General features: G+C 74.6%; 16 protein-coding genes and 2 pseudogenes. 7 read left to right on the top strand and 11 right to left on the bottom strand.

Annotated elements, in window-relative coordinates:
* Positions 1 to 466: 466 nt before the first annotated feature.
* The 3 genes from ACZ7RU_RS36375 to ACZ7RU_RS36385 form a co-directional block, all read right to left on the bottom strand.
* Positions 467 to 841 carry a hypothetical protein gene (locus tag ACZ7RU_RS36375; RefSeq protein ID WP_470345291.1) on the bottom strand — a complete coding sequence of 125 codons (375 nt, stop codon included), beginning with the start codon at positions 839 to 841 and terminating at the stop codon, positions 467 to 469.
* A gap of 238 nt (positions 842 to 1,079) precedes the next feature.
* A complete protein-coding gene (locus ACZ7RU_RS36380; RefSeq protein WP_470345292.1) occupies positions 1,080 to 1,670 on the bottom strand; it encodes a GNAT family N-acetyltransferase in 591 nt (196 codons plus the stop codon).
* Positions 1,671 to 1,745: 75 nt separating this feature from the next.
* On the bottom strand, positions 1,746 to 2,999 hold the full coding sequence (locus ACZ7RU_RS36385; protein WP_470345293.1) for an IS256 family transposase: 1,254 nt from the start codon (positions 2,997 to 2,999) through the stop codon (positions 1,746 to 1,748).
* A gap of 291 nt (positions 3,000 to 3,290) precedes the next feature.
* Between ACZ7RU_RS36385 and ACZ7RU_RS36390 the strand changes: the two genes are divergently transcribed.
* Positions 3,291 to 3,830: an SMI1/KNR4 family protein gene (locus tag ACZ7RU_RS36390; protein WP_470345294.1), complete on the top strand. Its 540-nt coding sequence runs from the start codon at positions 3,291 to 3,293 to the stop codon at positions 3,828 to 3,830.
* 66 nt (positions 3,831 to 3,896) lie between these two features.
* Here ACZ7RU_RS36390 and ACZ7RU_RS36395 read toward each other — a convergent pair.
* Positions 3,897 to 4,645 (bottom strand): annotated as a pseudogene (locus ACZ7RU_RS36395) (transposase).
* Positions 4,646 to 5,540: 895 nt separating this feature from the next.
* On the bottom strand, positions 5,541 to 6,206 hold the full coding sequence (locus ACZ7RU_RS36400) for a DUF4097 family beta strand repeat-containing protein (RefSeq protein WP_470345295.1): 666 nt from the start codon (positions 6,204 to 6,206) through the stop codon (positions 5,541 to 5,543).
* 275 nt (positions 6,207 to 6,481) lie between these two features.
* On the opposite strand from ACZ7RU_RS36400, the gene ACZ7RU_RS36405 reads away from it, so the two are divergent.
* A complete protein-coding gene (locus ACZ7RU_RS36405) occupies positions 6,482 to 7,222 on the top strand; it encodes a helix-turn-helix domain-containing protein (RefSeq protein WP_470345313.1) in 741 nt (246 codons plus the stop codon).
* 175 nt (positions 7,223 to 7,397) lie between these two features.
* Here ACZ7RU_RS36405 and ACZ7RU_RS36410 read toward each other — a convergent pair whose 3' ends face one another.
* Positions 7,398 to 8,336 carry an NADP-dependent oxidoreductase gene (locus ACZ7RU_RS36410; protein ID WP_470345314.1) on the bottom strand — a complete coding sequence of 313 codons (939 nt, stop codon included), beginning with the start codon at positions 8,334 to 8,336 and terminating at the stop codon, positions 7,398 to 7,400.
* A gap of 113 nt (positions 8,337 to 8,449) precedes the next feature.
* Between ACZ7RU_RS36410 and ACZ7RU_RS36415 the strand changes: the two genes are divergently transcribed.
* Complete coding sequence (locus ACZ7RU_RS36415) at positions 8,450 to 8,860, top strand: winged helix-turn-helix transcriptional regulator (protein WP_470345296.1); 411 nt, start codon at positions 8,450 to 8,452, stop codon at positions 8,858 to 8,860.
* A 468-nt stretch (positions 8,861 to 9,328) separates the two neighbouring features.
* Here ACZ7RU_RS36415 and ACZ7RU_RS36420 read toward each other — a convergent pair whose 3' ends face one another.
* A complete protein-coding gene (locus ACZ7RU_RS36420) occupies positions 9,329 to 9,931 on the bottom strand; it encodes an AAA family ATPase (RefSeq protein ID WP_470345315.1) in 603 nt (200 codons plus the stop codon).
* 126 nt (positions 9,932 to 10,057) lie between these two features.
* Positions 10,058 to 10,508: pseudogene (locus ACZ7RU_RS36425) on the bottom strand (MarR family winged helix-turn-helix transcriptional regulator); the annotation flags it as partial.
* Here ACZ7RU_RS36425 and ACZ7RU_RS36430 point away from each other — a divergent pair.
* The 4 genes from ACZ7RU_RS36430 (at position 10,462) to ypfJ (ending at position 15,042) form a co-directional block, all read left to right on the top strand.
* A complete protein-coding gene (locus tag ACZ7RU_RS36430; protein ID WP_470345297.1) occupies positions 10,462 to 10,941 on the top strand; it encodes a DMT family transporter in 480 nt (159 codons plus the stop codon). The pseudogene ACZ7RU_RS36425 and the gene ACZ7RU_RS36430 overlap by 47 nt on opposite strands.
* A 77-nt stretch (positions 10,942 to 11,018) precedes the next feature.
* The gene (locus ACZ7RU_RS36435) at positions 11,019 to 11,528 is read left to right on the top strand and encodes a hemerythrin domain-containing protein (RefSeq protein ID WP_470345298.1); all 510 of its coding nucleotides are present in this window, start codon (positions 11,019 to 11,021) and stop codon (positions 11,526 to 11,528) included.
* Between the two features lie 397 nt (positions 11,529 to 11,925).
* Complete coding sequence (fusA, locus tag ACZ7RU_RS36440) at positions 11,926 to 14,004, top strand: elongation factor G (protein WP_470345299.1); 2,079 nt, start codon at positions 11,926 to 11,928, stop codon at positions 14,002 to 14,004.
* 132 nt (positions 14,005 to 14,136) lie between these two features.
* A complete protein-coding gene (gene ypfJ, locus ACZ7RU_RS36445) occupies positions 14,137 to 15,042 on the top strand; it encodes a KPN_02809 family neutral zinc metallopeptidase (RefSeq protein ID WP_470345300.1) in 906 nt (301 codons plus the stop codon).
* Positions 15,043 to 15,079: 37 nt separating this feature from the next.
* Here ypfJ and ACZ7RU_RS36450 read toward each other — a convergent pair whose 3' ends face one another.
* Genes ACZ7RU_RS36450 through ACZ7RU_RS36460 form a run of 3 tightly spaced genes read right to left on the bottom strand, consistent with a single transcriptional unit; the run spans position 15,080 to position 20,567 of the window.
* Positions 15,080 to 18,364 carry a lantibiotic dehydratase gene (locus ACZ7RU_RS36450; RefSeq protein ID WP_470345301.1) on the bottom strand — a complete coding sequence of 1,095 codons (3,285 nt, stop codon included), beginning with the start codon at positions 18,362 to 18,364 and terminating at the stop codon, positions 15,080 to 15,082.
* Positions 18,361 to 19,821, bottom strand: coding sequence for a lanthionine synthetase C family protein (locus tag ACZ7RU_RS36455; protein WP_470345302.1), 1,461 nt, complete (start codon positions 19,819 to 19,821; stop codon positions 18,361 to 18,363). Before ACZ7RU_RS36455 ends, ACZ7RU_RS36450 begins: the two co-directional genes overlap by 4 nt.
* Positions 19,818 to 20,567 carry a hypothetical protein gene (locus tag ACZ7RU_RS36460; RefSeq protein WP_470345303.1) on the bottom strand — a complete coding sequence of 250 codons (750 nt, stop codon included), beginning with the start codon at positions 20,565 to 20,567 and terminating at the stop codon, positions 19,818 to 19,820. Before ACZ7RU_RS36460 ends, ACZ7RU_RS36455 begins: the two co-directional genes overlap by 4 nt.
* Between the last annotated feature and the right edge of the window lie 58 nt (positions 20,568 to 20,625).

A 20,625-nucleotide genomic window follows, 5' to 3' on the forward strand; every position in this document is an offset into this window, starting at 1 on the left:
CTTCGGGCCCGTTTCGGGCAGCAACGGCTCGACCAGGCACCACAGTTCGTCCGACACGACCCACGGACGGGACTCCCTCTTTCCCACGGACGGACTAACGAGCCGATCAACGGACAGTCACATGTCGCGGGACTTCTGTTAGTGCCCCTTAGGGCGTGCGGTGGTCTGCGGGTCGGCTCCCTTTCTGCCACCGAGCCTGCGCTCGGCGCAGTGGCCGCTGCCGAGTTGCGGGCAGTGGGAAGTCGACAGGTGTGACGTCCCACGCCCCGGGGCGTGTTGGCCGCACGCCGTTCGTCGGACCGGCTGTGCTTGGCCGTTGGTGCCGTTGGTGCCGTTGGTGCCGTTGGTGCCGTTGGTGCCGGTGGCGCCGGTGGGGTGGGGGTGCTGTGCGTGGGAAGTCGGCCGGGCCGACTTTCTGCGCGGGAGTAGGAGGTTAACTGATCATTTCAGAATGAGAGCTGGGCGGTCATTCGTCGTCGAGCCGCTGTAGAACCCGGGTGAAGTCGCCGTCGTCGAGCAGGCCGGCCAGCACCTGTGTCATGTTGCCGATGCCGGGATCCCGGACGATGAGGCCGTAGGAGCACCAGAAGTAGCGGCCGTCCAGGGCCTCGCCGGTGCGGGACCACCTGTCCATTATGCGTTCGACCTCGACGAGCGTGAACACGGTCGTGCTCCAACGTGAGCCGTCTGCTGTCAGCCTGACCTCGACGTCGACGTTGCAGACGCTGTCCAGGGGCTCGCCCGCGTTGGGCACGAACGACGCCTCGAACCGATCCGTTCGGACGCGGTAGAAGGGCCCGTCCCAACCCTGCTCTGCGGTCTCGCTCCCGGCGTTGGTCATTCGGGGAGTATGTCCGGCCGGCCCGCGCTGCTCAACTGGGTTATCTGGCAAGCTTCAGGCTCGTGATCGCGAAGCTTGCCCCGACGCGCTGTGGGATCGGATAGCCCCGCCGCTGCCGTCGCGGCCCCCGCGTCGGCACCGCCATCCGGGGCGACTTCCGGTGCCCGACCGGGTCGCGCTGGCCGGCATCGTCTACGTCCTGCGCAAGGTCGTCGCCTGGGGCGACGTGGAGTAATTGTCAAGACCTGTGGATTGGCTGCTCGTGATCGTGCTGCCGGGTCCAGGCCTCGCGTGTGATCGCGTACTCCACGTCGCCGTGCTCGGCCCCCTCGACGGGCTCTGGCCACTCCTCGAAGAAGGTGCGGATCAAGGACAGGCCTGCCTTCTCCATGACCCGCCGGGAGGCGGCGTTGACCGTCATCGTGGTGGCCACGATTCGGTCCGCCCCCAGCTCGGTGAACGCGTGACGGACCAATGCCTGCGCGCCTTCTGTGGCATAGCCTCGGCCCCAGACGGACGGAAGCATGCGGTAGCCGAGCTCGGTTCCGCCGTTCAGGCCGACACTCGTCGCAGGTCGCAGCGAGAGCCACCCCAGGAAACTCCCGGACGACTTCTCCGCTGCGACGAAGCAGCCTTGACCGCTTGGGAGTTCGTCGTACTCGGCCAGGATGCGCGGAAGCTGCTGCTCGACGACGACCCGGGGCATGGGGCGACCGTCATCGATGCGTCGCATGACGTCGGGGTGGCCGTGCAGGGCGGCCAGGTCATCGACGTCCGCCTCGGTGAAGCGGCGAAGCTTCATGCGCTGGGTTTCCAAGTAGGTTTCCACGGCGACCGATTCGAGCAGCGCGTGCGGCTCGCGGCAACCGATTTCCGCCCTGCCTGCCGCGCACCAGGCGACTGGTCATGCCGTGGCGGTCTGCGTGCGCTCGACGAGGACACCGTTCTCGAAGCGGGCGCCGGCGCGGGCCAGCGCGACCAGGTGGGCTGCGGTGATCGCGCGCCGGCGGGTCTGGGCGGACTCGACGAGTTTGAAGACCATTGCGAGTGCGGCGGCGGGGCTGCCCGCGCCGCGTGTGACCTTGGTGCGGAGCTTGACCGTGGAGAACGTCGACTCGATCGGGTTGGTAGTCCGCAGGTGGATCCAGTGCTCGGCAGGGAAGTCGTAGAACGCGAGCAGTTCCTCCCTGTCGTCGGTGATCTTCGCGACGGCCTTGGGGAACTTGGCGCCGTAGGTCTTCGCGAACGCGTCGACCGCCTTCTCGGCGTGGGCGCGGTCCTCGGCGTTGTAGATCTCCTGCATGGCCTTCGTTGCGTCCGGTTGTGCGGACTTCGGCAGGGCGTTCGTGACATTTCGGGCCTTGTGTACCCGACACCGCTGGTGACGGGCGGTGGGGAACACCTGCCGTAGTGCCTTCCACAGGCCCATCGCGCCGTCGCCGACGACCCGCTCGGGGTCGCGCATGCCGCGGCGCCGGCAGTCGCTCAACAGGTCGGCCCATGACTCGGTGGACTCCCGCAGACCCTCCGCGAGCGCGATCAGCTCCTTCGTGCCGTCCACGCGCACCCCGAGCAGGACCAGGACGCACGGGTGCGCCTGGCCGAGGCGGACCTTGGGGTACACGCCGTCGGCCCACCCGTAGACGAAGTCGCGGTCGGACAGGTCGCGGGCCTGGAAAGCGGAGTGGTCGTCGCTGCACTGCTTCGTCAGCCGGGTGACCGTGGCCGACGACAGCCCGGCTGCCGTGCCGAGGAACTGCTCCAGCGCGGGCACGAAGTCGCCGGACGACAGGCCGTGCAGGTAGAGCAGTGGAAGCACCTCGGAGGTCTTCGGCGACTTGCGGCACCATGGCGGGAGGATCTTCGAGGAGAACCGCTTGCGCTCGCCGGTGGTGTCGTCGATGCGCCGGTCGTTCACCCGCGGCGCGGTCACCTCGACCGGCCCGGCCGCGGTGGCCACCGTGCGGGGGCGGTGGTGGCCGTTGCGGACCACCAGGCGGCGCCCGTACTCGTCGCGCTCAGCGGCCAACTCGGCGATGTCCTGGTTGCCTTCCGCCTCCAGCGCGGCGGCGAGCATGCGCCGGGCGCCCTCGCGGACGATCTCGTCGATGAGGGAGCCGGACTCGGTGGAACCGTCGGCAGTGACTACGCTGAGCACTGGGCATGCCTTCCCGACCTGCGCTGCAACGCGGGCCTACTCGATGACCATCACAGGATCATTCGGGAAGGTACGCCCTCCGCATCCCTCCAGGGAGCGATCCACAGGTCTTGAGCATTGCTCGAAGGTAGTCGTGGGGAGGAATGGAACGCATGCTCGAAGTACCATCCCTGCAAGGTTCTCCGGCCGGTACTCCACAACCTCCGCAGTGGCGTGGTCGGACGGAAACATCCCTGTGGAGAAGTCAGAGGGCAGAGGGCGATGAGTGTGGCTGAGAGTTGGTCGCGTGTGATGAGTCTTCTGCGGGAGCACGCGCCGGCCGATCACGCGGAGCTGCCAGGGGCCGCTACGGAGCAGATGCTCGCGGCAGCCGAGGAACGGATGGGGATCTCCCTGCATGGGGACCTGCGGACCTGGCTGTCGCAGAACAATCTGGATCTGCCGGAGGAAGACGTCGACGACGACGTACTGTGCTGCGGCTTCGACGGGTTCCCCGACGAGGGAAGCTTCTTTCTGGGCATCCGGGCTATGGAGAGGCTCTACGCGAACCGCTCCACGTCCTGCGGATTCGACCCTTCGGACCAGCCGGACAATCCGTTCTGGCGTAACGAGTGGATCCCGTTCCTGTCGGACCAGGACGGCTGGATGGGAAAGTTCGTCGATGTGCGGGACGGACGCGTCGGCAGCTGGTTCGTGAGTCGCCCCACGGTCACGGGCGAGTACGAATCGATGGCCCAGTATTTCGACTCCGTAGCGGAGACGCTGACGAGGATCGCCGATGGAAGCTCCCCGGTCTGTCGGTTCACCGAAGGTCGACTTGCCTGGTCGTGAGACGGTTCCCAACCGGATGACGGCCATGACCCATCCGTCCTCACCCTGGATCGGCAATGAGATCCATCAGCGCTGACGTTCCAGGGTGAGGACGGCTGCGGCGATGACGGTCGTCCGGTTGGGACCGCAGCGGGCCCGGCGGAAGACCTGCCAGGACTTCAGCCGCGCGGTGCTTCGTTCGACCGGTGCTGGTGCCGCTGACAGGGCTCGGTCGATCGTCTGCTGGGTTGCGGTGAGGTCCTGGCCGGGAAGCCGTCTGACGGGCGTGGTCACCCAGGGGCCGGCTCCGATGTTGGCGCGGTCGGCGAGCACAGGGGCGCCCTGGCGTTCGCAGATCCGGATGATGCGGTGGGTGCGGGCCGCGGTCAGGTCGTGGGTGCGGCCGGGCAGCGCGGGTGAGATCCACAGCAGCTTGCCGGTGGGATCGGCCCTGACCTGCACGTTCACGCCGTGACGGCGGTGCTTCCGGGAGAAGTCGCTCCGGCTGTCGCCGACACGGTCGCACTCGGCGAGCGTCCCGTCGAGCAGGACGTGATCAGGATCCGTCTCGCGTAGGACCCGTAGCAGACCGGGTGCCGGGCGGGACAGGTGATCGACGACGGCCGTCACGTAGGCGTGGGCGGTCCAGACGGATATGCCGAAGCCGGCGGCGATCTGTGCGAGCGTGTCGTGCCGGCGCAGGTAGACCAGCCGACGAGGGCACGCTGGTGGGGCGGGAGCTTGCAGCGTCGGTCACCCTCACGGGTGACGATGAGCATGGATACCCACTCGACCAGGGCGTGCGGCAGGTCGAGTGCAGCAGGATAGGGAACCAACGAGGCTCCTGCGCTGAAGAGTTGAGACCGAGCACCGCCCTCAACGGCACGGGAACCTCGTGCGTTGCGGGACGCTGGCCCGTCACCGGATCAGTGGCCACTCTGAAAGAGCTCAGTAAGTCCTCGTCGATGAGGCGGGGTTCGGCATGCGGTGGATCTGTTGTGGCGCCCGATCCCGGCAGACAAGCCGTCCCCCCCGGGGGGTGTCGCGTACGGCCCGTTGTGCTCGCCGCAGTGGCTGTTGTCGCGTGGTGGGGGAGTGGGGAGGCCGGGGGGCGACTTTTCCCTGCCCGGGGGGGTGGGTGTCGGGGGTGGGTGAGCAGCCGATGTGCGGCGGGACGTCGGGGCGGGCCGGCGTCCCATTGCATGTCGGCCGCAGGCCGTCGTTGGGCGGAGGAGGTCAGTCGGGCAGGCCGAACATGGTGCGGCTGGCGGGGGTCGGGCCGGTGGGAGCGGGTACCGGCGCCGGAACTGGCGGCGGATGCGCCGCTCCAGGTCCTCGGTGCGCCAGTCGTCGGGCTCGGCGCCCTCCAGCAGGACCGCGCCGCGGGCTGCGCGAGGCCCGGTGCGCGGCGACGAACGCCCCGTAGGACCAGCCCGCCGCCGGCGCCCGCTCGACGCCGCGGGCGGCTTCGAGGTGCGGGCGTGGGCGCGCTCGTCGTAGGTGAGGTGGCGAAAGCGCGGGCTGAGGTCGGCCAGGACCAGGCGCCGGTAGCCCTGGGTGGCGAACTGGCCGTTGAGGTGGACCACGGGCGGGCTGGGGCCGCCGGTGTCGGTGGCGGCCGGGGCGGTGTCGTCGACGGCCACCGCGCCACGCCAGGGTGCCGGGCCGTTCGTGGGGGTGGCGTGGGTGTTCACGGCGTCCCCCTGGATGCTGTCGGGCCCGGGGCCGGGGTCAGAGGCTGCGGGCGGTGATGTCGCCGCGGGAGGTGGTGGCGCGGATGTCGAGCACGGTGGTGCCGTCGTTGCGCAGGGCGTTGTCGACGCGGCCGTGGCCGGTGCCGGCGTCCAGGGCGGCCGAGACGCCGGCGCCGGCGGCGATGGTGATGCTCCCGGAGCGGGTGTCCAGCTCCACGGTGCCGCGCCGGGCGTCGGCGATGCGGATGTCGCCGCGGGTGGTGCTGATCCGGGCGGGGCCGGTGAGCCGGCCGACCTCCACGTCGCCGTCCACCGCGCTCAGGTGCAGGCTCGCGGCCTCGTCGATCTTGGTGCTGCGCCAGGCGCCGTCGAAGGCGACGTCGCCCAGGCGGCCGACGATGCGCAGTTCGGCGGCGGCGGCCCTGCCCCGGACGGTGGAGCCGGCCGGCAGCCGGACGGTGACCTCAAGGGAGCCGGTGGAGCCGGTGAGCCGGCCGCCGGTGGCGGCGGTGGCGATCCGCAGGACGCCGTCGGCGAATGAGACGGCGGTGCGCTCGGCGGCCTGGACGTCGCGGTTCTTGCCGGCCTCGGCGGGGTGGACCTCGACGGTGGTGTCGCCGCGCTCGGCGGCGATCAGCTGCACGCGTCCGCCGGGGATGTCCAGGACGACGGTGACCGGGGCGGGGGTGTCGAACTTCTGCACGGCGGCTCTCCTGTACGGGTGCGGGCTCGGCCCGGTTCCGGGCCTGCCCGTCGGTGTTTCCGACATGGGAAAAGCTACGTTGCTTTCAAAATCTCGGCAACTAGTCCGTTGCGTCAGATCGGCATCATCGCAGGTGCTTAGCGGGAAATCGTTGCAATGTCCTTGCCGATCAATGCAACGGCCGTCGTTGCGATCATTGCAATGGGTGGAGGGTGAACGCTAGGGTGGGCGCGACGGCCGGCAACCCCGGGCCCACCACCGCCGAGGAGGACACCATGCCGGGAGGCAGGCTCACCCAGCAGGAACGCCGGCAGATCGCGCTGGGGCTGGCCGACAGCCTCCCCTATGCCGAGATCGCCCGGCGCCTGGAACGCCCCACCTCCACCGTCACCCGCGAGGTGATGCGCAACGGCGGCCCCCACGCCTACCGCGCCGACCTGGCCCACCGCGCCACCGAACACCGCGCCCAGCGGCGCCGGCCCGCCGCCCCCGGCACCGCGCGCACCGGCCCGCAGCCCCACGGGCGCGACGGCGAGGCCGTCGCCGCGTACGAGGAACGGCTCACCACCGTCCTCATGGGCTCGGGCCTCAACCGGATGGGCGCCCGCGTCGTCACCTGCCTGACCACCACCGACGCGGGCAGCCTCACCGCCGCCGAACTCGCCCAGCGCCTCCAGGTCAGCCCCGCCTCCATCTCCAAGGCCATCGCCTTCCTGGAGAGCCAGAGCCTGGTGCGCCGGGAACGCGACGAACGCCGCCGCGACCGCTACATCGTCGACGAGGAGCTCTACTACCAGTCGGTCATCGCCAGCGCCCGCGCCAACGACCGCGTCGTCGAGGCCGCCCGCGAGGGCGTCGCCGTCCTCGGCCCTGACACCCCCGCCGCCGCCCGCCTGGAGAACATCGCCCGCTTCCTCGACTTCATCAGCGAGAGCATCGTGCGCGCCGCCGAACAGGCCCGCGAGGTCCTCCACACCAAACCCGCCACGGCGGCCACGGACGACAGCCCGCGGTAGCCGGCGGGCCCGGCTTCCCGCGCCGCACCCGGGGCGGGCGGCGGCGCAGCGCGCGCCGGGGTGCGCGTCGCAGAGCGGGGAAGGCCTGCCCCCTCCAGGGAGCGGGCCTCCCGCTCGGCCCCGGCCCCGTCCCCGGCCCCGGCCCGCCCCGGCGCCGTCCCCGCCCCGGGGCCGGTCAGGGCGTCAGGACCAGGCGCCCGCGCAGCCGGCCGGCCTCCAGGCGGTGGTGGGCCCGGGCGGCGTGGTGCAGGGGGAGGGTGTCGGCCACCCGCAGGGTGAGGCGGCCGTCGGCGGCGAGGGCGGACAGGCGGGCCAGGGCCGGGCCGTCGGCGGTGATCCACACGGGGGCGACCCGGATGCCGCGCAGGGCCACCGGCGCGGCGCCGGCCGCGACCGCGACGAAGGCGCCGCGCCCGCGCACCGCGCCGAGCGCCCGCACACCGAGCAGCGCGGCGTCGATCGCGCCGTCGACCCCGCCGGGCACCGACTCCCGTACCGCGCGGGCCACATCGGGCTCGGTGCGCGGCACGAACCACTCGGCGCCCAGCTCCCGCACCAGGTGCTCGTCGCCCGGCCCGGCCAGGGCGACCACCCGCAGGCCGCGCAGGGCGGCCAGTTCGACGGCGAAGCCGCCGACGCCGCCCGCCGCGCCGGTGACCAGGACGGTGGAACCGGCCGGCAGGTCGAGCAGGTCCAGCGCCTGCAACGCGGTGAGGCCGCCCAGCGGCAGGGTCGCTGCCCGCTCCAGGCTCACCCCCGCCGGAGCGGGGGCCACGGCGCCCGCGTCCAGCACGACCTGCTCGGCGTAGGTGCCGAGATCGGTGTCCAGGAGGTCGCGCAGGCCCACCACCCGCTGACCGGGCACGAACCGTGTCACGCCGTCGCCGACGGCGTCCACCACCCCGGCCACGTCCCAGCCGATGCCGGTCACCGCCCGCGGCGCCATCAGCCCGGCCCCGGCGAGCACCCCCGAGCGGGTGACCACGTCCACCGGGTTGACCCCGGCCGCCGCCACCCGTACCCGTACCTGTCCGCGCCCCGGCCGCGGTAGGGCCACCTCCACCAGCTCCAGTGCTTCGGGACCGCCGAACTCCCGCACCACCACGGCACGCATCGACATCCACACCCTTTCATGATCCGGCAACTCCACCCAACGTAAGGAGAGTTACTCTCCTCGGGGAAGGACGCACCCGAAGGTGCGTACCGTACGGAAAGGAGAGCGCTCCGGTGCCGACCACGACCGCCGCCCAGCGCCGCGCCGCCGAGGCGGCCGACTACGACGCCTACCTCGCCCACTGCCCCGCCCGCCAACTCCTCGACCGGATCGGCGACAAGTGGGTCAGCCTCGCCGTCAACGCCCTCGCCGAGGGGCCGCTGCGCTACAGCGAGCTGCGCCGGCGCCTGGCCGGGGTCAGCGAGAAGATGCTCACCCAGACCCTGCGCGCCCTGGAACGCGACGGCCTGCTCGAGCGCACCGTCACCGCCGGGGTCCCGGCCCGCGTCGACTACGCGCTCACCGGCCTCGGGCGCGAACTGCTGCCGCTCATGCGCCAGATCAAGACCTGGGCGGAGTGCCACATGCCCCAGGTGCTGGCGGCCCGCGCCGCCTACGACGACGGACGGCGGACGCCGCACTGACACCGGGGCGGAGGGGGGAACGGTTCGGGGCGCAACCTTCGCCCGGGGCGGCTCATTGGGCCGGGCAGGTCGAACCGACCGGCCGGGGGCGGGAGCGCGCCCCCGGCCCCGACGAGCCCCGTGCCCGACGACCCGAGCGAGGCCGCAGGCGCTGCCGGCCCCGACGCCGGGGCGGAGCGGGTGGCCTACCTCTACGGCACCTGCACCGACGCCGTCCACACCGGCACCGACGACCCGGGCGGCCGGCTGCGCGCCCGGGACGTGCGCACCCCCTGGGAGGTGCGCCACCATGACGCGGGCGCCGGGCCCCTGTTCACCACGGCCGCCTTCACCCGGGGCACCGGCCCTGACGCCGGGGCGGACCGGGCCGGCGGTGTGAAGCGTCCTGGACGCCGAGCTGGTCTCGCATCTCGCGTACGCGCCGGCGGCTCGGCGGGCCCCGCTGTCCGGGTCCGCCCGTCCCCGGGGTCAGGCCAGGGCGGCGGCCAGGCGCTGGGGCAAGGTGGCGTACGGGCGGCAGTCGACCACGGGCAGCGCGTGGGCGCGGGCCTGGCCGGCGAGCCAGGCGCTGTAGCGGGCGCTGACGGCGGCGCGCGCGGGCTGCGGGCCCGACTCCGGCTCCCGGTCGGCGTAGTTGGCGCCGATGCGCAGCGGGTCGTGCTCGTGCAGGAAGACCGCGCGCACGCGCCGGCCGCGCCCGGCGGCCTCGGCGCCGGCGCGGGCGGCAGCGGCCGGGGTGAGGTAGTCGCCTTCCACGATCGCGGGAACGTCCACGGTGAGCCGGTTGCGCACGACGCCGAGCAGCGCGTCGTCCAGGGCGCGGGCGGTGGCGATCTGGAGTTCCAGGACGCGGTCGGCGCTCAGCGCGTCGGGGTCGGGCTCGGTGGTGAAGTGGTGCAGGCCGGGGTGGCCGGCGGGGGTGGTGGCGGCCTGCAGGGCGGCCACGACGTCGTCGAACTCGACCACGAACGCGCCGTGCTCGGCGCTCAGGTGGGCGGCGGCGCGGCTCTTGCCGAGGCCGGAGGCGCCGCCGATCAGCAGGACGTCCCACGGGCATTGGTCGGTATGCATACCGGCACGGTAGACCGTCCGGGGTGCGGGCGGGCCTGCGGGGTGGGGGAGGCGGGCCGCTGTGGACGCCCGCCGGCCCGCTCCCCGCTGCCCGGTCTCACCCGGCGGTGCCCCCGGCTGCGTCCGCGGCGGTGTCCGCAGTGCCGTCCAGGCGGTGAGCAGGCCCTGCGGGGCGGCGGCCTCCTCGGCACTCAGGTGGGCCAGCAGGCGGTGCTCGTCGCGCATGTGGGCGGTGAACGCCTCGTCGATCGGGCGCAGCCCGGCGCCGGTGAGGGCGACCACGCGCCCGCGCCGGTCGTCCACGGCCGGGCGGCGGGTGACCAGCCAGGCGCGCTCCAGGCGGTCGATCCGCTTGGTCATCGCCCGGGTGGTCACCATGGTGTGCGCGGCCAGCTCACCGGGCGCCCGCTCGTACGGGGCGCAGGCGCGGCGCAGCGAGCACGTCGAATTCGCCCTCGCCCAGGCCGTAGCGCCGGTAGACCAGGGCCAGTTCGGCGCTCAGGCGGGCGGCCAGCCGGTGCAGGCGCCCGATGACGGCCTGCGGCGAGACGTCGAGGTCGGGGTCACCCACGCCCACCTGCCCGCCGGCCGCCCGCCGGCACGAGGCCGCCGACCCGCTGGCCGCCACCGCCTGGCAGCCGGCCGCCGGCGCCCTGGTGCCGGCGCCCCTCGCCGGCGCCGTCGAGGGCTTGCCCCCGCCCGTGGACGCCCCCACCGCGCTCGCCTTCGGCTACACCGCCGTGGTTGCCACCGCACTCGCCTTCGCCTGCTGGTTCGCCGGACTGCGCCACCTGCCGGCCGGCACGGTCGGCCTGCTCGGACTGCTCGACCCGCTCACCGGGGTGCTGGTGGGCACCGCACCGGACGGCGACCCCTTCGGCGCGCGCCAGGGCCTCGGCCTGGCCCTGGCGCGCGCCGGGATCCTGCTCGGAGGCCCGCGCGCCCGCCCGGGGCGCCCCGCCGACGGGCCCCGCACCGAAACCCCCTTGCCCACCGGCCCCCGCACATGATCGGATGGCACCCAGCATCGCGTGCCGGTGACGGACTGCGTCAGGCATGGAGGTGCGCGACCGAAGGGACCGCCCCCGTGGCCTCCCCCTCCCCCTCCCACGGCCGTACGGCCGCTCTCAGCCTGCAACTCTCCAGCGCGCACCAGGACCTGCGCCGCCGCCTCGCCGACCTGCGCGCCGGCCTCGGCCGCTCCCGCCCCGAAGGCGACGGCCAACTCCTCACCCACTGCCTGGCCTTCTGCGCCGCCCTGACCAACCACCACCAGGGCGAGGACACCGGCCTGTTCGCCCAACTCCTGCGCGAACGCCCCGACCTGGCCCCGACCATCGACAAACTCGTCGAGGACCACGGCCTCATCACCCACATCCTCGCCCGGGTGCGCCACCTCGCCGACCAGGCCGCCACCACCCCCGGCGCCGACCTGGAGGCGATCGGCGGCGAACTCGACGGCCTCGCCGCCATCATGGACTCCCACTTCGGCTACGAGGAACGGGCCATCGGAGCCGCCCTGGACGCCGGAGTGAACGACGACGGCTGGTCCGAACCCGTGCTGCGCTTCACGAAGCCGGGCATAGCGGCCCCGTAGCACCCGCCGTCGCCGTCGAATCCGTCCGGTAGACCCGTCGCCCCGCCAGGCCGGGCCTGCCTACACGCGCTACACGGCCGTGACCCGACGCGTGGCCCGACGCGACGAACGTGACGACCGCGACGAACGTGACGAACGTGACGAACGAACGAGGGAAGGGGGGCGGCGGCCATGCCGGAGCAGAGCGCCGCCGCCCCCTCTCCCGCGTCGCGGTACGAGGTGATCCTGGTGTCCCGGTCCTCCCGGTGCCCGCTGCGCGGCCGGCACCGCAGCGGTGCCGCCACCGCGTGACAACCCGTTCCGTGAGGGTCTGTCCACGCAAGCCGGTCCGACCGGCCGCCGGCACCGCCCGATCGCGCGCCCCCCGAACATGACCGCCCCGAAAGGCATCCGGGCCATGCGCACCCACACCACCACCGCCACCGCGACCGCCGCGACCACCTCCGCCGCCGTGACCGCCGGCATCGGCGCCGTCCGCAACCTCGGCATCCTCGCCCACGTCGACGCCGGCAAGACCACCGTCACCGAGCGGATCCTCTGCCTCACCGGCCTCACCCACCGGCGCCGCGAGGTCCACGACGGCACCACCGTCACCGACTGCCGCCCCCAGGAACGCGAACGCGGCATCACCCTCTTCGCCGCCGCCGTCAGCTGCCACTGGGCCGGGCACCGGATCAACCTCGTCGACACCCCCGGCCACATCGACTTCGCCGGCGAGGTCGAGCGCTCCCTGCGCGTCCTGGACGGCGCCATCGCCGTGTTCGACGCGGTCGCCGGCGTGGAGCCGCAGAGCGAGTCGGTGTGGCGCCAGGCCGACCGCCACGGCGTGCCGCGCCTCGCCTTCGTCAACAAACTCGACCGCGCCGGCGCCGACCTGGACACCGCCGTCGCCGACATCCGCCGTCGCCTGCACCCGCACCCCGTCCCCGTCCAACTGCCCATCGGCACCGAGGAGTCGTTCACCGGCGTCGTCGACCTCGTCCACCTGCGCGCCCTCACCTGGCACGACGACGGCACCCCGCACCAGGGCCCGGTCCCCGCCCACCTCCAGGGCGCCACGGCCCGGCGCCGCCGCGCCCTGGAGGAGGCGGTGGCCGAACTCCACCCCGCGGCCCTGGAGGAGTACTGCGCCACTGCCGCCCTCACCACCGCCACCCTCACCACCGCCCTGCGCGACCTCACCCGCACCGGCGAGGCCGTCGTGGTGCTGTGCGGCTCCGCCTACCGCAACCGCGGCATCGAACCGCTCCTGGACGCCGCCGTCGCCTACCTGCCCTCCCCCCTCGACGTCCCGCCCACCTACTGCGCCGACCGCACCCAGCACCGCGAGGCCGACCCCGAACAGCCCCTGGCCGCCCTGGCGTTCAAGGTCACCGCCGCCCCCACCGGACGCCTGACCCACCTGCGCCTGTACGCCGGCACCCTGCGCACGGGGGACACCGTGCTCGACACCACCACCGGCCGCCGCGAACGCGTCGCCCGCATCCTCACCCTCCACCACGCCGAGACCGACCACGCCGTGGCCGGCGACATCGTCGCCGTCGCCGGCCCCGACCACACCCGCGTCGGCGCCACCCTGTGCGACATCGGGCACCCCATCGCCTTGGAGGCACCCGTGAGCGCCGAACCCGTCGTCACCGTCGCCGTCGAGGCCCGCCGCAGCGCCGACACCGACAAGCTCGCCGCCGCCCTCGCCCGCCTCGCCGAGGAGGACCCCTCGCTGCGTGTGGCCACTGATCCCGAGACCGGCCGGCACACCCTGTCCGGTCTGGGTGAACTGCACCTGGACGTCGCGGTGGAGAAGGTCCGGCGTGACAGCGGCGTCGAGGCGGTGGCCGGCCGCCCGCGCGTCGCGCTGCGCGAGGCCCTCGTCGAGGGCGTCACCGGTTTCGTCCACCGCCACACCGAACAGGACGGCGGCGCCGGCCGGTTCGTCCGCCTCGTCCTCGACGTCCATCCCCTGCCGGCCGGCGCCGAGGAGGGCTTCACCTTCACCTCCACCGTCACCGGCGGCCGCCTGCCGCGCGAGTACGTCCAGGCCGTCGAGGCCGGCTGCCGCGACGCACTGACCCAGGGCCCGCTCGCCGGACACCCCGTCACCGGCGTCGCCGTCACCCTCACCGACGGCGCCACCCACCCCGACGGCTCCTCCGAAGCCGCCTTCCGCACCTCCGCCCGCCTCGGCCTGCGCGAAGCCCTGCGGGCCTCACGGACGCACCTGCTGGAACCGCTCGCCGAGGTGGACGCCACCGTGCCCCAGGACGCGCTCGGCACCGTCCTGGGCGACCTCGCCGCCCGCCGCGGCCACGTCCGGGCCACCGAACCCGGCCCCGGCGCCACCACCAAGGTCACCGCCCTGGTGCCGCTCGCCGAACTCTTCGGCTTCGCCACCCGCCTGCGCAGCCGCACCCAGGGCCGCGGCACCTTCACCACCCGCCCGGCCGGCTACGCCCCCGCCCCCACCCCGGCCGGCTGAACCCGCCGCCCGGCCCCGGCCCCCGGCCCGGCTGCGCCGTGGTCCGGGGCCGGGGCCCGTAGGCTGGGCCACCGGCGGTACAGACCGTCACCAGTAGGGCCGAACACGACGGAAACGGGCAGGCAGCGGCACATGCAGTTCGACGACCAGGGCGACCTCGACACCTCGCAAGTGGACGACCGGCGCGGTATCCCGGGCGGGAAGGTCGCGATCGGGGGCGGGGCCGTGGGCCTGCTCGCCGTGCTGTTCGCGGTCATCCTCGGGGTCGACCCGCAACTGCTCGGCCTGTCCTCCGACACCGGCTCCTCCTCCGGCTCGGCCACGGCGCGTACCGCCGGCGAGGTGCAGCAGGCCTGCCGCAGCGGCGCCGACGCCAACAAGCGCCAGGACTGCCGGATCGTGGCCGTCACCAACAGCCTCCAGGAGTTCTGGCGCACCGAGCTGCCGCGCCGTACCGGCCTGCCCTACAAGGGCGCCGAGACGGTGCTGTTCACCGGCCGGGTCTCCACCGCCTGCGGGGCGGCGACCTCGGCGGTGGGCCCCTTCTACTGCCCCGGCGACCGGAAGGCCTACGTCGACCTCGGCTTCTTCGACGAGCTGTCCGCCCGCTTTGGCGCCAAGGGCGGCCCGTTCGCCGAGTCCTACGTCGTCGCCCACGAGTACGGCCACCACGTCCAGACCCTCACCGGCGCCATGCAGAAGGCCGGCGCCGACCGCCAGGGCGCCACCAGCGGCGCGGTGCGCCTGGAACTGCAGGCCGACTGCTATGCCGGGGTGTGGGCGCACCACGCGACCACCACCCCGCAGGCCTCCACCGGCCGCCCGCTGATCGCCTCGCTCACCGACCAGGACATCGCCCAGGGCCTGGACGCCGCCGCCGCCGTCGGCGACGACCGCATCCAGCAGCAGGCCACCGGCCGGATCAACCCCGAGGCCTGGACCCACGGCTCCGCCGCGCAGCGCCAGGCCTGGTTCACCACCGGCTACCGCACCGGCGACGTCGCCCAGTGCGACACCTTCTCCGCCGCGAAACTCTAGAGCCCGCCCCTGGACCCGCTGCCACGTGCGCCTGCCGTCATGAGGGGCTGGGGGTACGGGCGGGGGCCGGCTCCACGCTCAGGCCCTTGCGGGTGCGCTGGAGCAACTGGACCAACAGTCCCTCCGCCGGGCGCCGCTGGGCCAGCAGCCGGTTGCAGTGCAGGTGGACGTAACTGCCCAGCAGCCGCTCGCGGTCGGTGGACAGGCGCCCGGCGGCCTCCAGCGCGTCCAGCCGCTCCACCGCGCCGGCGAGCGCGTCGCGGCGCTGCGCCAGGATCTCCCCAACCGCGGCGCCCAGCAGGTCCGGTCCCCGCTCGGTACCGAGCAGCTCGCGCAGACGCCGCTGGCGCACCCGGTAGTCCTCGCCGGCCTGGCGGCGCACGGAGTCGTGGAACTGGCGGGCCTGGTCGGTGTACCAGTGCAGGCGCTGCCCGGCGTCCAGGCCGAGGCCGGCCAGCAGGTCGTCGGTGCTCACGGCGGCCAGCTCGGTCAGATCCCCGTCCCCAGGGAAGCCGGGGGAGGCGGGGGAGCCGGGGGCGGCGGGGGAGCCGGGGCCTTGCGCCGCGGCCTCGGCGAGCAGCCGCAGCACGGCCCGGCTGTCGGCGCAGAACACCTCCTCGCTGACGTCGGTCCCCTGCGAACCGCCGTAGCGCTCGAGTTCGCGCTCGTAGGTGTCGACGACCAGCCGGGAGATCAGGCCCTGGTCGGTGAGTTCGGCGGCCAGCCGGGCGACCTCCGGCAGCAGGTACCGGCTCAGGGCCTCCTGCTCGCCCTGGAACCGCAGGCGCAGGTGCGGGTCGGGGTCGGCGTACCGGATGAAGAACCACTGCCGCGCCAGCCCCGAGACCTCCGCCATCTCGCACAGCCGCCGCAACGGCCCGGCCAGCAGGGCGTCCTCCTGGTCGCGTTCGCCGTAGAACTTGGCGAACAGCCAGTCGCTGCCCGGCAGGCGCACCCGGTCCCGGACCGGGACCGCACGGCCCTCGCCGCGCACCGCCACCGCCACCGGTGCGGGCGCGGGGGCGGGCTGCGCCGGCGCGGGTCGCGGGCGCAGCACGAGCGGGACGACGAGTTCGCTCATGAACACGCCGTCCGTGCCGGGCACCCACGCGTCGGCGGTGTCGGGCAGCGCCTCCTGGAGCAGGAGTACGGCGCCGCGGCTGTTGCGAGCCTCGGCACGCAACTGCTCCACCTGGACGATGTCGTCGAGGTCGAGCAGCAGCCGGTTGTCGGCCATGGTCAGGTACAGGCGCGCCGGGACGTTCCACTCGGCGCGCCAGGCGGCCACCCGGGCGGCGAAGGCCCGGCCCCCGCGGGCCCCGCCGCCGGCGGTGTCGTCGTCGGCGGTGGGGCGCAGCAGCCACCGCGCGGGGGCGAGGACGGTGCGCCCGCACTGCACCCTGGGCAGGAACGGGAAGCCGGCCGCCGGGCCCCAGTCGAAGGGCGCGAACTCGGGTGAGCCGTCGCGGGCCACCTCGTCCAGGAACCGGCACACCGCGGGCGCCTGGTGGGGGTTGAGCATGTGGCGCGCGGTCGGGCGCAGTTCGGCGTCCAGGCGCCGCGAGCGCAGCCGGTAGCGGTCGTGGTGGAGGCTCACCAGGATGTCGTCCAGCGGTACGACGCGCTCGGCGCTGACCCCGGCGGGCACGTCCAGGACGATCTCGTGCCCGGCCACGGCGGGGCGCACGACCACGTTCGCCATCCGGTGGTTGGCGGGCAGGTAGACGACCTCGGCGGGCAGCGCGGCGCCGGGGCGGGCCCGGTCCTCGGCCTCGCCCAGGGCGCGCAGGGCCGCCGGGCCCTGGGGTGCGAGGAGGTCGGCGAAGCGCCCGAGTGAGCGGCCGGCACTGCTGGCGCCCAGGTTGGGGCCGACGACCAGCAGGAAGTCCCCGCGGTCCACGGCCCGGCGGGAGGCGGCGGCGACGAAGGCGGACAGCTCCAGCGACAGCGGCGCGCACGCCGGCGCGGTTGTGGGGTCGAGGGTCTGGAGGTCGGTGAGCAGGGCGTCGGTCAGCTCGACCACGCGCCGCCCGTCCCGCAGAGCCCCCAGGGCCAGATCGGTGAGCGTGTCCGCGCGTCGGGCGGCCGCCTCGGGCGCCGGCGCGGGGCGGGGGCCGTGCGCGTGGGACAGCGGGCCGATCCCGGTGCGTTCGTCCAGCAGCTCCAGCAGGGGCACCTGCCGGTCCTCGCCGTAGCGCTGGGCGAACGCGGCGCGGTGGGCGGCCAGTTCGGGCCCGCCCAGCGGCTGCGGCGACAGGCGCAGGAGCAGTTCCACCGCCCGGGCGCACTCCTCGCCGACACCGGCGGCCAGCCACTCGCCGCCCACCGGCCGCGCCATGTCGCTCTGCAGGGCCGGCCCGTGCGCCGGGTGCACGGCCTCGGCGCGCCTGGCGACGGCACGCACCCGCTTGGGCGCCTCCTCCGCCGGGGCGCCGTCGAGGTCGGCCGTCTCGGCGAGCAGGCCCCCGAGCGCGGCGGCGGTGGAGGCGCAGGACGGGCGCCCGGCCAGGCGGCCGCGCAGCTCCTCGGCCGGGTCGGCGCAGGTGAGCGCGGCCCGCAGGTCGGTGACCAGCAGTCGCTGGCGCCACAGGCCGTCCAGCAGCCGCTCCACCTGCTCGGCGCTGCCGCCCGTGTGCTCCAGCAGGTGCCGGCGCAGCACCTCGTACGGGACGGGTTGACGGGCGGCGCGCAGCGCCTCGCGGACGGCGGCGGTCAGGCGCACCGAGCCGCTGCTGCCGGGGGCGGCGCCGTCGGCCAGGGTGAGCCGGCCGTGGCGTTCGACGGCGAGGGCGGCGGCCGTCCACCGGCTGTCGGCGCGGGCGGCCGGGTCCTCGTCCAGGGCCAGGCACAGCTCGGTCAGCCAGCCCATGTCGGGGCGGGTGCGCAGGCGGTCGGCGTCGTTGCGCACCGACAGCGTGGTGCGCTCGCCCCAGCTCGCGAGGGACACGGCGGCGAACGCCCCGTACGGGGTGGGCCGGGTGCTCATCCGGATCAGGTAGCGGGCCAGTTTCAGCTCGGCCCGCGCGGCGTCGCGCGCGCTCGCCCCGGGGCGCTGCAGGGCGTCGAGCAGGTCGGGGCTGCCCACGGCCAGGGCCCGGCGCACGCGCGGGTCGCCGAGCGCGGCGCGCGGATCGCCCGTGGCGGCGGCGCCCGGCCCGCGGGCCGGCAGCAGGGGGGTGCGCACGATCAGCCAGGGCGCCGGTTCGTACAGCGGGCCACGCCCGCGCCCGCGGCGTCGCGGCGCCGTCGCCTCGGGCGCCGGAGCCGGAGCGGGGTTCGGGGCGGGGCCCGGCGCGGGCGGGTTCGGGTCCGGGTTCGTCATGACAGCGCCACCGCGCGGTCCCACACCGGTTCCCGGTCGGTGGCGGCCGCCAGCAGGACGAGGGCGACCCCGCCCGCCCCGTCGAGGAAGCCGGGCTGGTCGACCGGGTTGCCCGCCGGCTCCACCGCCGCGACCCCCATCGGCCGCGCCGGATCGACGTGCGCCAGGACCTGCTCGGTGAGATCGGCGGCGGCCTGCGTGAACACGGGCAGCCCGGTGTCGTGGGCGAAGCGCAGCGTCACCTGCAGGAGACCCGCGACGCCGTGGCAGAACGTCGGGGAGTCGATCCGGCGCTCGGCGACGGGCCGGCGGTAGACCGCCTCCATCGCCCGCACCGCCGCCTGGCACAGCCCGTCGTCGCCCAGCGCGCTGCCCGCCAGCCACAGCGCCCTGGCGACCCCCGGGCTGCCGTAGCACCACGCACTGCGGGTGGCCAAGCCCGCCCGGCCCTCGCGCAGCCCCGGCCCGCCGTCGACCAGCGGCACGACCGCCGGCCAGTTCGGCCCGGCCGCGTCGTCCGCCCGGTGCGCCAGCAGCCACCGGGCCAGCGCGCGGACCGCCGCCTCCAGGCCCTCCACCCCGACACCCCCGCCCCCGTCCCCGGCGCCCCCGCCGTCCCGGTCCCCGACCCCGCCGCGCGCGGCCAGGGCCAGCAGCGCCAACGGACCCGGGATGCCGTGCGCCAGACCGCAGTTGAGGTTGCCGAGCGGATAGGCGCGGGCCTGCTCCTCGTCGTGCAGCAGCGCCGCCGGGGTGTACCAGGACGGCGGGCGCCCGTCGGGGCGGGCGAGGCCGACGAGCGCCCGCAGCACCGGCGCCAGCGCCGGGTGCGCGGGGCGGTGCGGCCCGGCGGGCAGCAGAGCGGCGGCGACGCCGCTGAGACCCGAGATGAGGTCGAACGCCGACACCGGCACGCCGCTGCGCCCGCGCAGGGCCGCGGCCCCGGACAGGCACGCCGCCGCGATCGGGGCGTCGAGCACCTGGCGCAGGCGCCGGTAGCCGCGCCCCTCGCCCAGGACGGCCGCGCAGAACGCGACCCCGCTCAGCCCGCCGAACAGGCTCGGCCCGGCGCCGCCGCGCTGCTCCAGCGCGGCCACCGCGCTCGCCAGGTGCGCGTGCCCGGTGCGCTCCCAGCCCTCGTCGGGAAAGCAGCGGTGCAGCTGGGCGCACAGCAGCGCCTGGCCGGTGTCGCCCTGGGCCAGCGACACCGGGTCCCAGTGCACCGAGCTGGGGAACGCGCTCTGCCGGGCGGCGAGTTCGACCGCCGCCCGGACCCGTGGGGGGCTGGTGGCCCGGTCGGCGATCAGCCGGGCGGCTTCCAGGGCGCGCCCCGCGGCCGCCGGGCCCAGCCGGGGCGTCCAGCCGCCGTCGCCCGCCGCTGTCGCCGCTGTCGTGGCCGTCGCTGTCGTGGCCGTTGCGGCCGAGGTGGGCGACGGCGTCGTGCCCGGTGTCGTCATCCCGGGCATCCGGGGGTCAGGCACACACGGGTGGGGAACCCGCCGGTGTCGGGTTCGCACACAGGGCACGCGGTCGCGTCGCAGGTCGCGCAGGTGAAGCAGGTGTCGCAGGTCACGCAGGTGACGCAGGTCTGTCCGCCGCGGGTGAAGCAGCCCTGGCGGGTCTCGAACGGGCCGGCGCAGCGGATGAGGGGCATCGTGTCCTCCAGGCACGTGCGCGGCCTGCACAGGGTGTTGAGCTGGGTCGGACAGTCGAAGTCGGTGACGCAGGCGACGCGGGTGCGGAAGTCGGTGGCACAGCCGCCGAAGGTCCTCGGCAGGGTGCCCCCGGTCGGCAGGGTGTCCGGTCCCACCGGCAGCGCCTCCTGCGGGCGGCCCTGCCCCAGCCGCAGGTCCAGGTCGAACTCGTCCACAGGAGTGGCCGTCTCCACCCGGGTGAAGTGGACGGTGGCGTCGCGACGCAGGGTGACCGTGGTGGCGTCGTGTCCGACGAACGGCGGCCGGCCGCTTTCGACGGTCTCCGCCGACAGCACGTCCGCGGAGGCGAACTCGGCGTAGTAGTCGAGCTGCTTGTTGAAGTACAGGCGCCGGAACCCGGCGCGGTCGCTGTCGCCGAGCAGGCCGCTGAGCGTCAGCGTCCTGGCCGGGCGGTCGGAGGGATCGGCGAGGTTCCTCGCGACGAAGTCGTCCTGGGGGCGGTCGCCGATGCCGCCGGTCCCCTCGGGTTCGGAGTTCTTGCCGGCCATGTCAACCTCGGGTGCTACTGGTGGGTCCCGCTCTGCTACGGCGTCCTGGAACCACGTC

The sequence above is a fragment of the Kitasatospora sp. NPDC114501 genome (assembly GCF_055633695.1).

Excerpts from the sequence above, each read along its gene's own strand:
- ACZ7RU_RS36375 (WP_470345291.1), bottom strand. The coding sequence starts at position 841 with ATGACCAACGCCGGGAGCGAGACCGCAGAGCAGGGTTGGGACGGGCCC.
- ACZ7RU_RS36390 (WP_470345294.1), top strand. The coding sequence starts at position 3,291 with ATGAGTCTTCTGCGGGAGCACGCGCCGGCCGATCACGCGGAGCTGCCA.
- ACZ7RU_RS36405 (WP_470345313.1), top strand. The coding sequence starts at position 6,482 with ATGCCGGGAGGCAGGCTCACCCAGCAGGAACGCCGGCAGATCGCGCTG.
- ACZ7RU_RS36410 (WP_470345314.1), bottom strand. The coding sequence starts at position 8,336 with ATGCGTGCCGTGGTGGTGCGGGAGTTCGGCGGTCCCGAAGCACTGGAG.
- ACZ7RU_RS36420 (WP_470345315.1), bottom strand. The coding sequence starts at position 9,931 with ATGCATACCGACCAATGCCCGTGGGACGTCCTGCTGATCGGCGGCGCC.
- ACZ7RU_RS36430 (WP_470345297.1), top strand. The coding sequence starts at position 10,462 with ATGACGGCCTGCGGCGAGACGTCGAGGTCGGGGTCACCCACGCCCACC.
- fusA (WP_470345299.1), top strand. The coding sequence starts at position 11,926 with ATGCGCACCCACACCACCACCGCCACCGCGACCGCCGCGACCACCTCC.
- ypfJ (WP_470345300.1), top strand. The coding sequence starts at position 14,137 with ATGCAGTTCGACGACCAGGGCGACCTCGACACCTCGCAAGTGGACGAC.
- ACZ7RU_RS36450 (WP_470345301.1), bottom strand. The coding sequence starts at position 18,364 with ATGACGAACCCGGACCCGAACCCGCCCGCGCCGGGCCCCGCCCCGAAC.
- ACZ7RU_RS36455 (WP_470345302.1), bottom strand. The coding sequence starts at position 19,821 with ATGACGACACCGGGCACGACGCCGTCGCCCACCTCGGCCGCAACGGCC.
- ACZ7RU_RS36460 (WP_470345303.1), bottom strand. The coding sequence starts at position 20,567 with ATGGCCGGCAAGAACTCCGAACCCGAGGGGACCGGCGGCATCGGCGAC.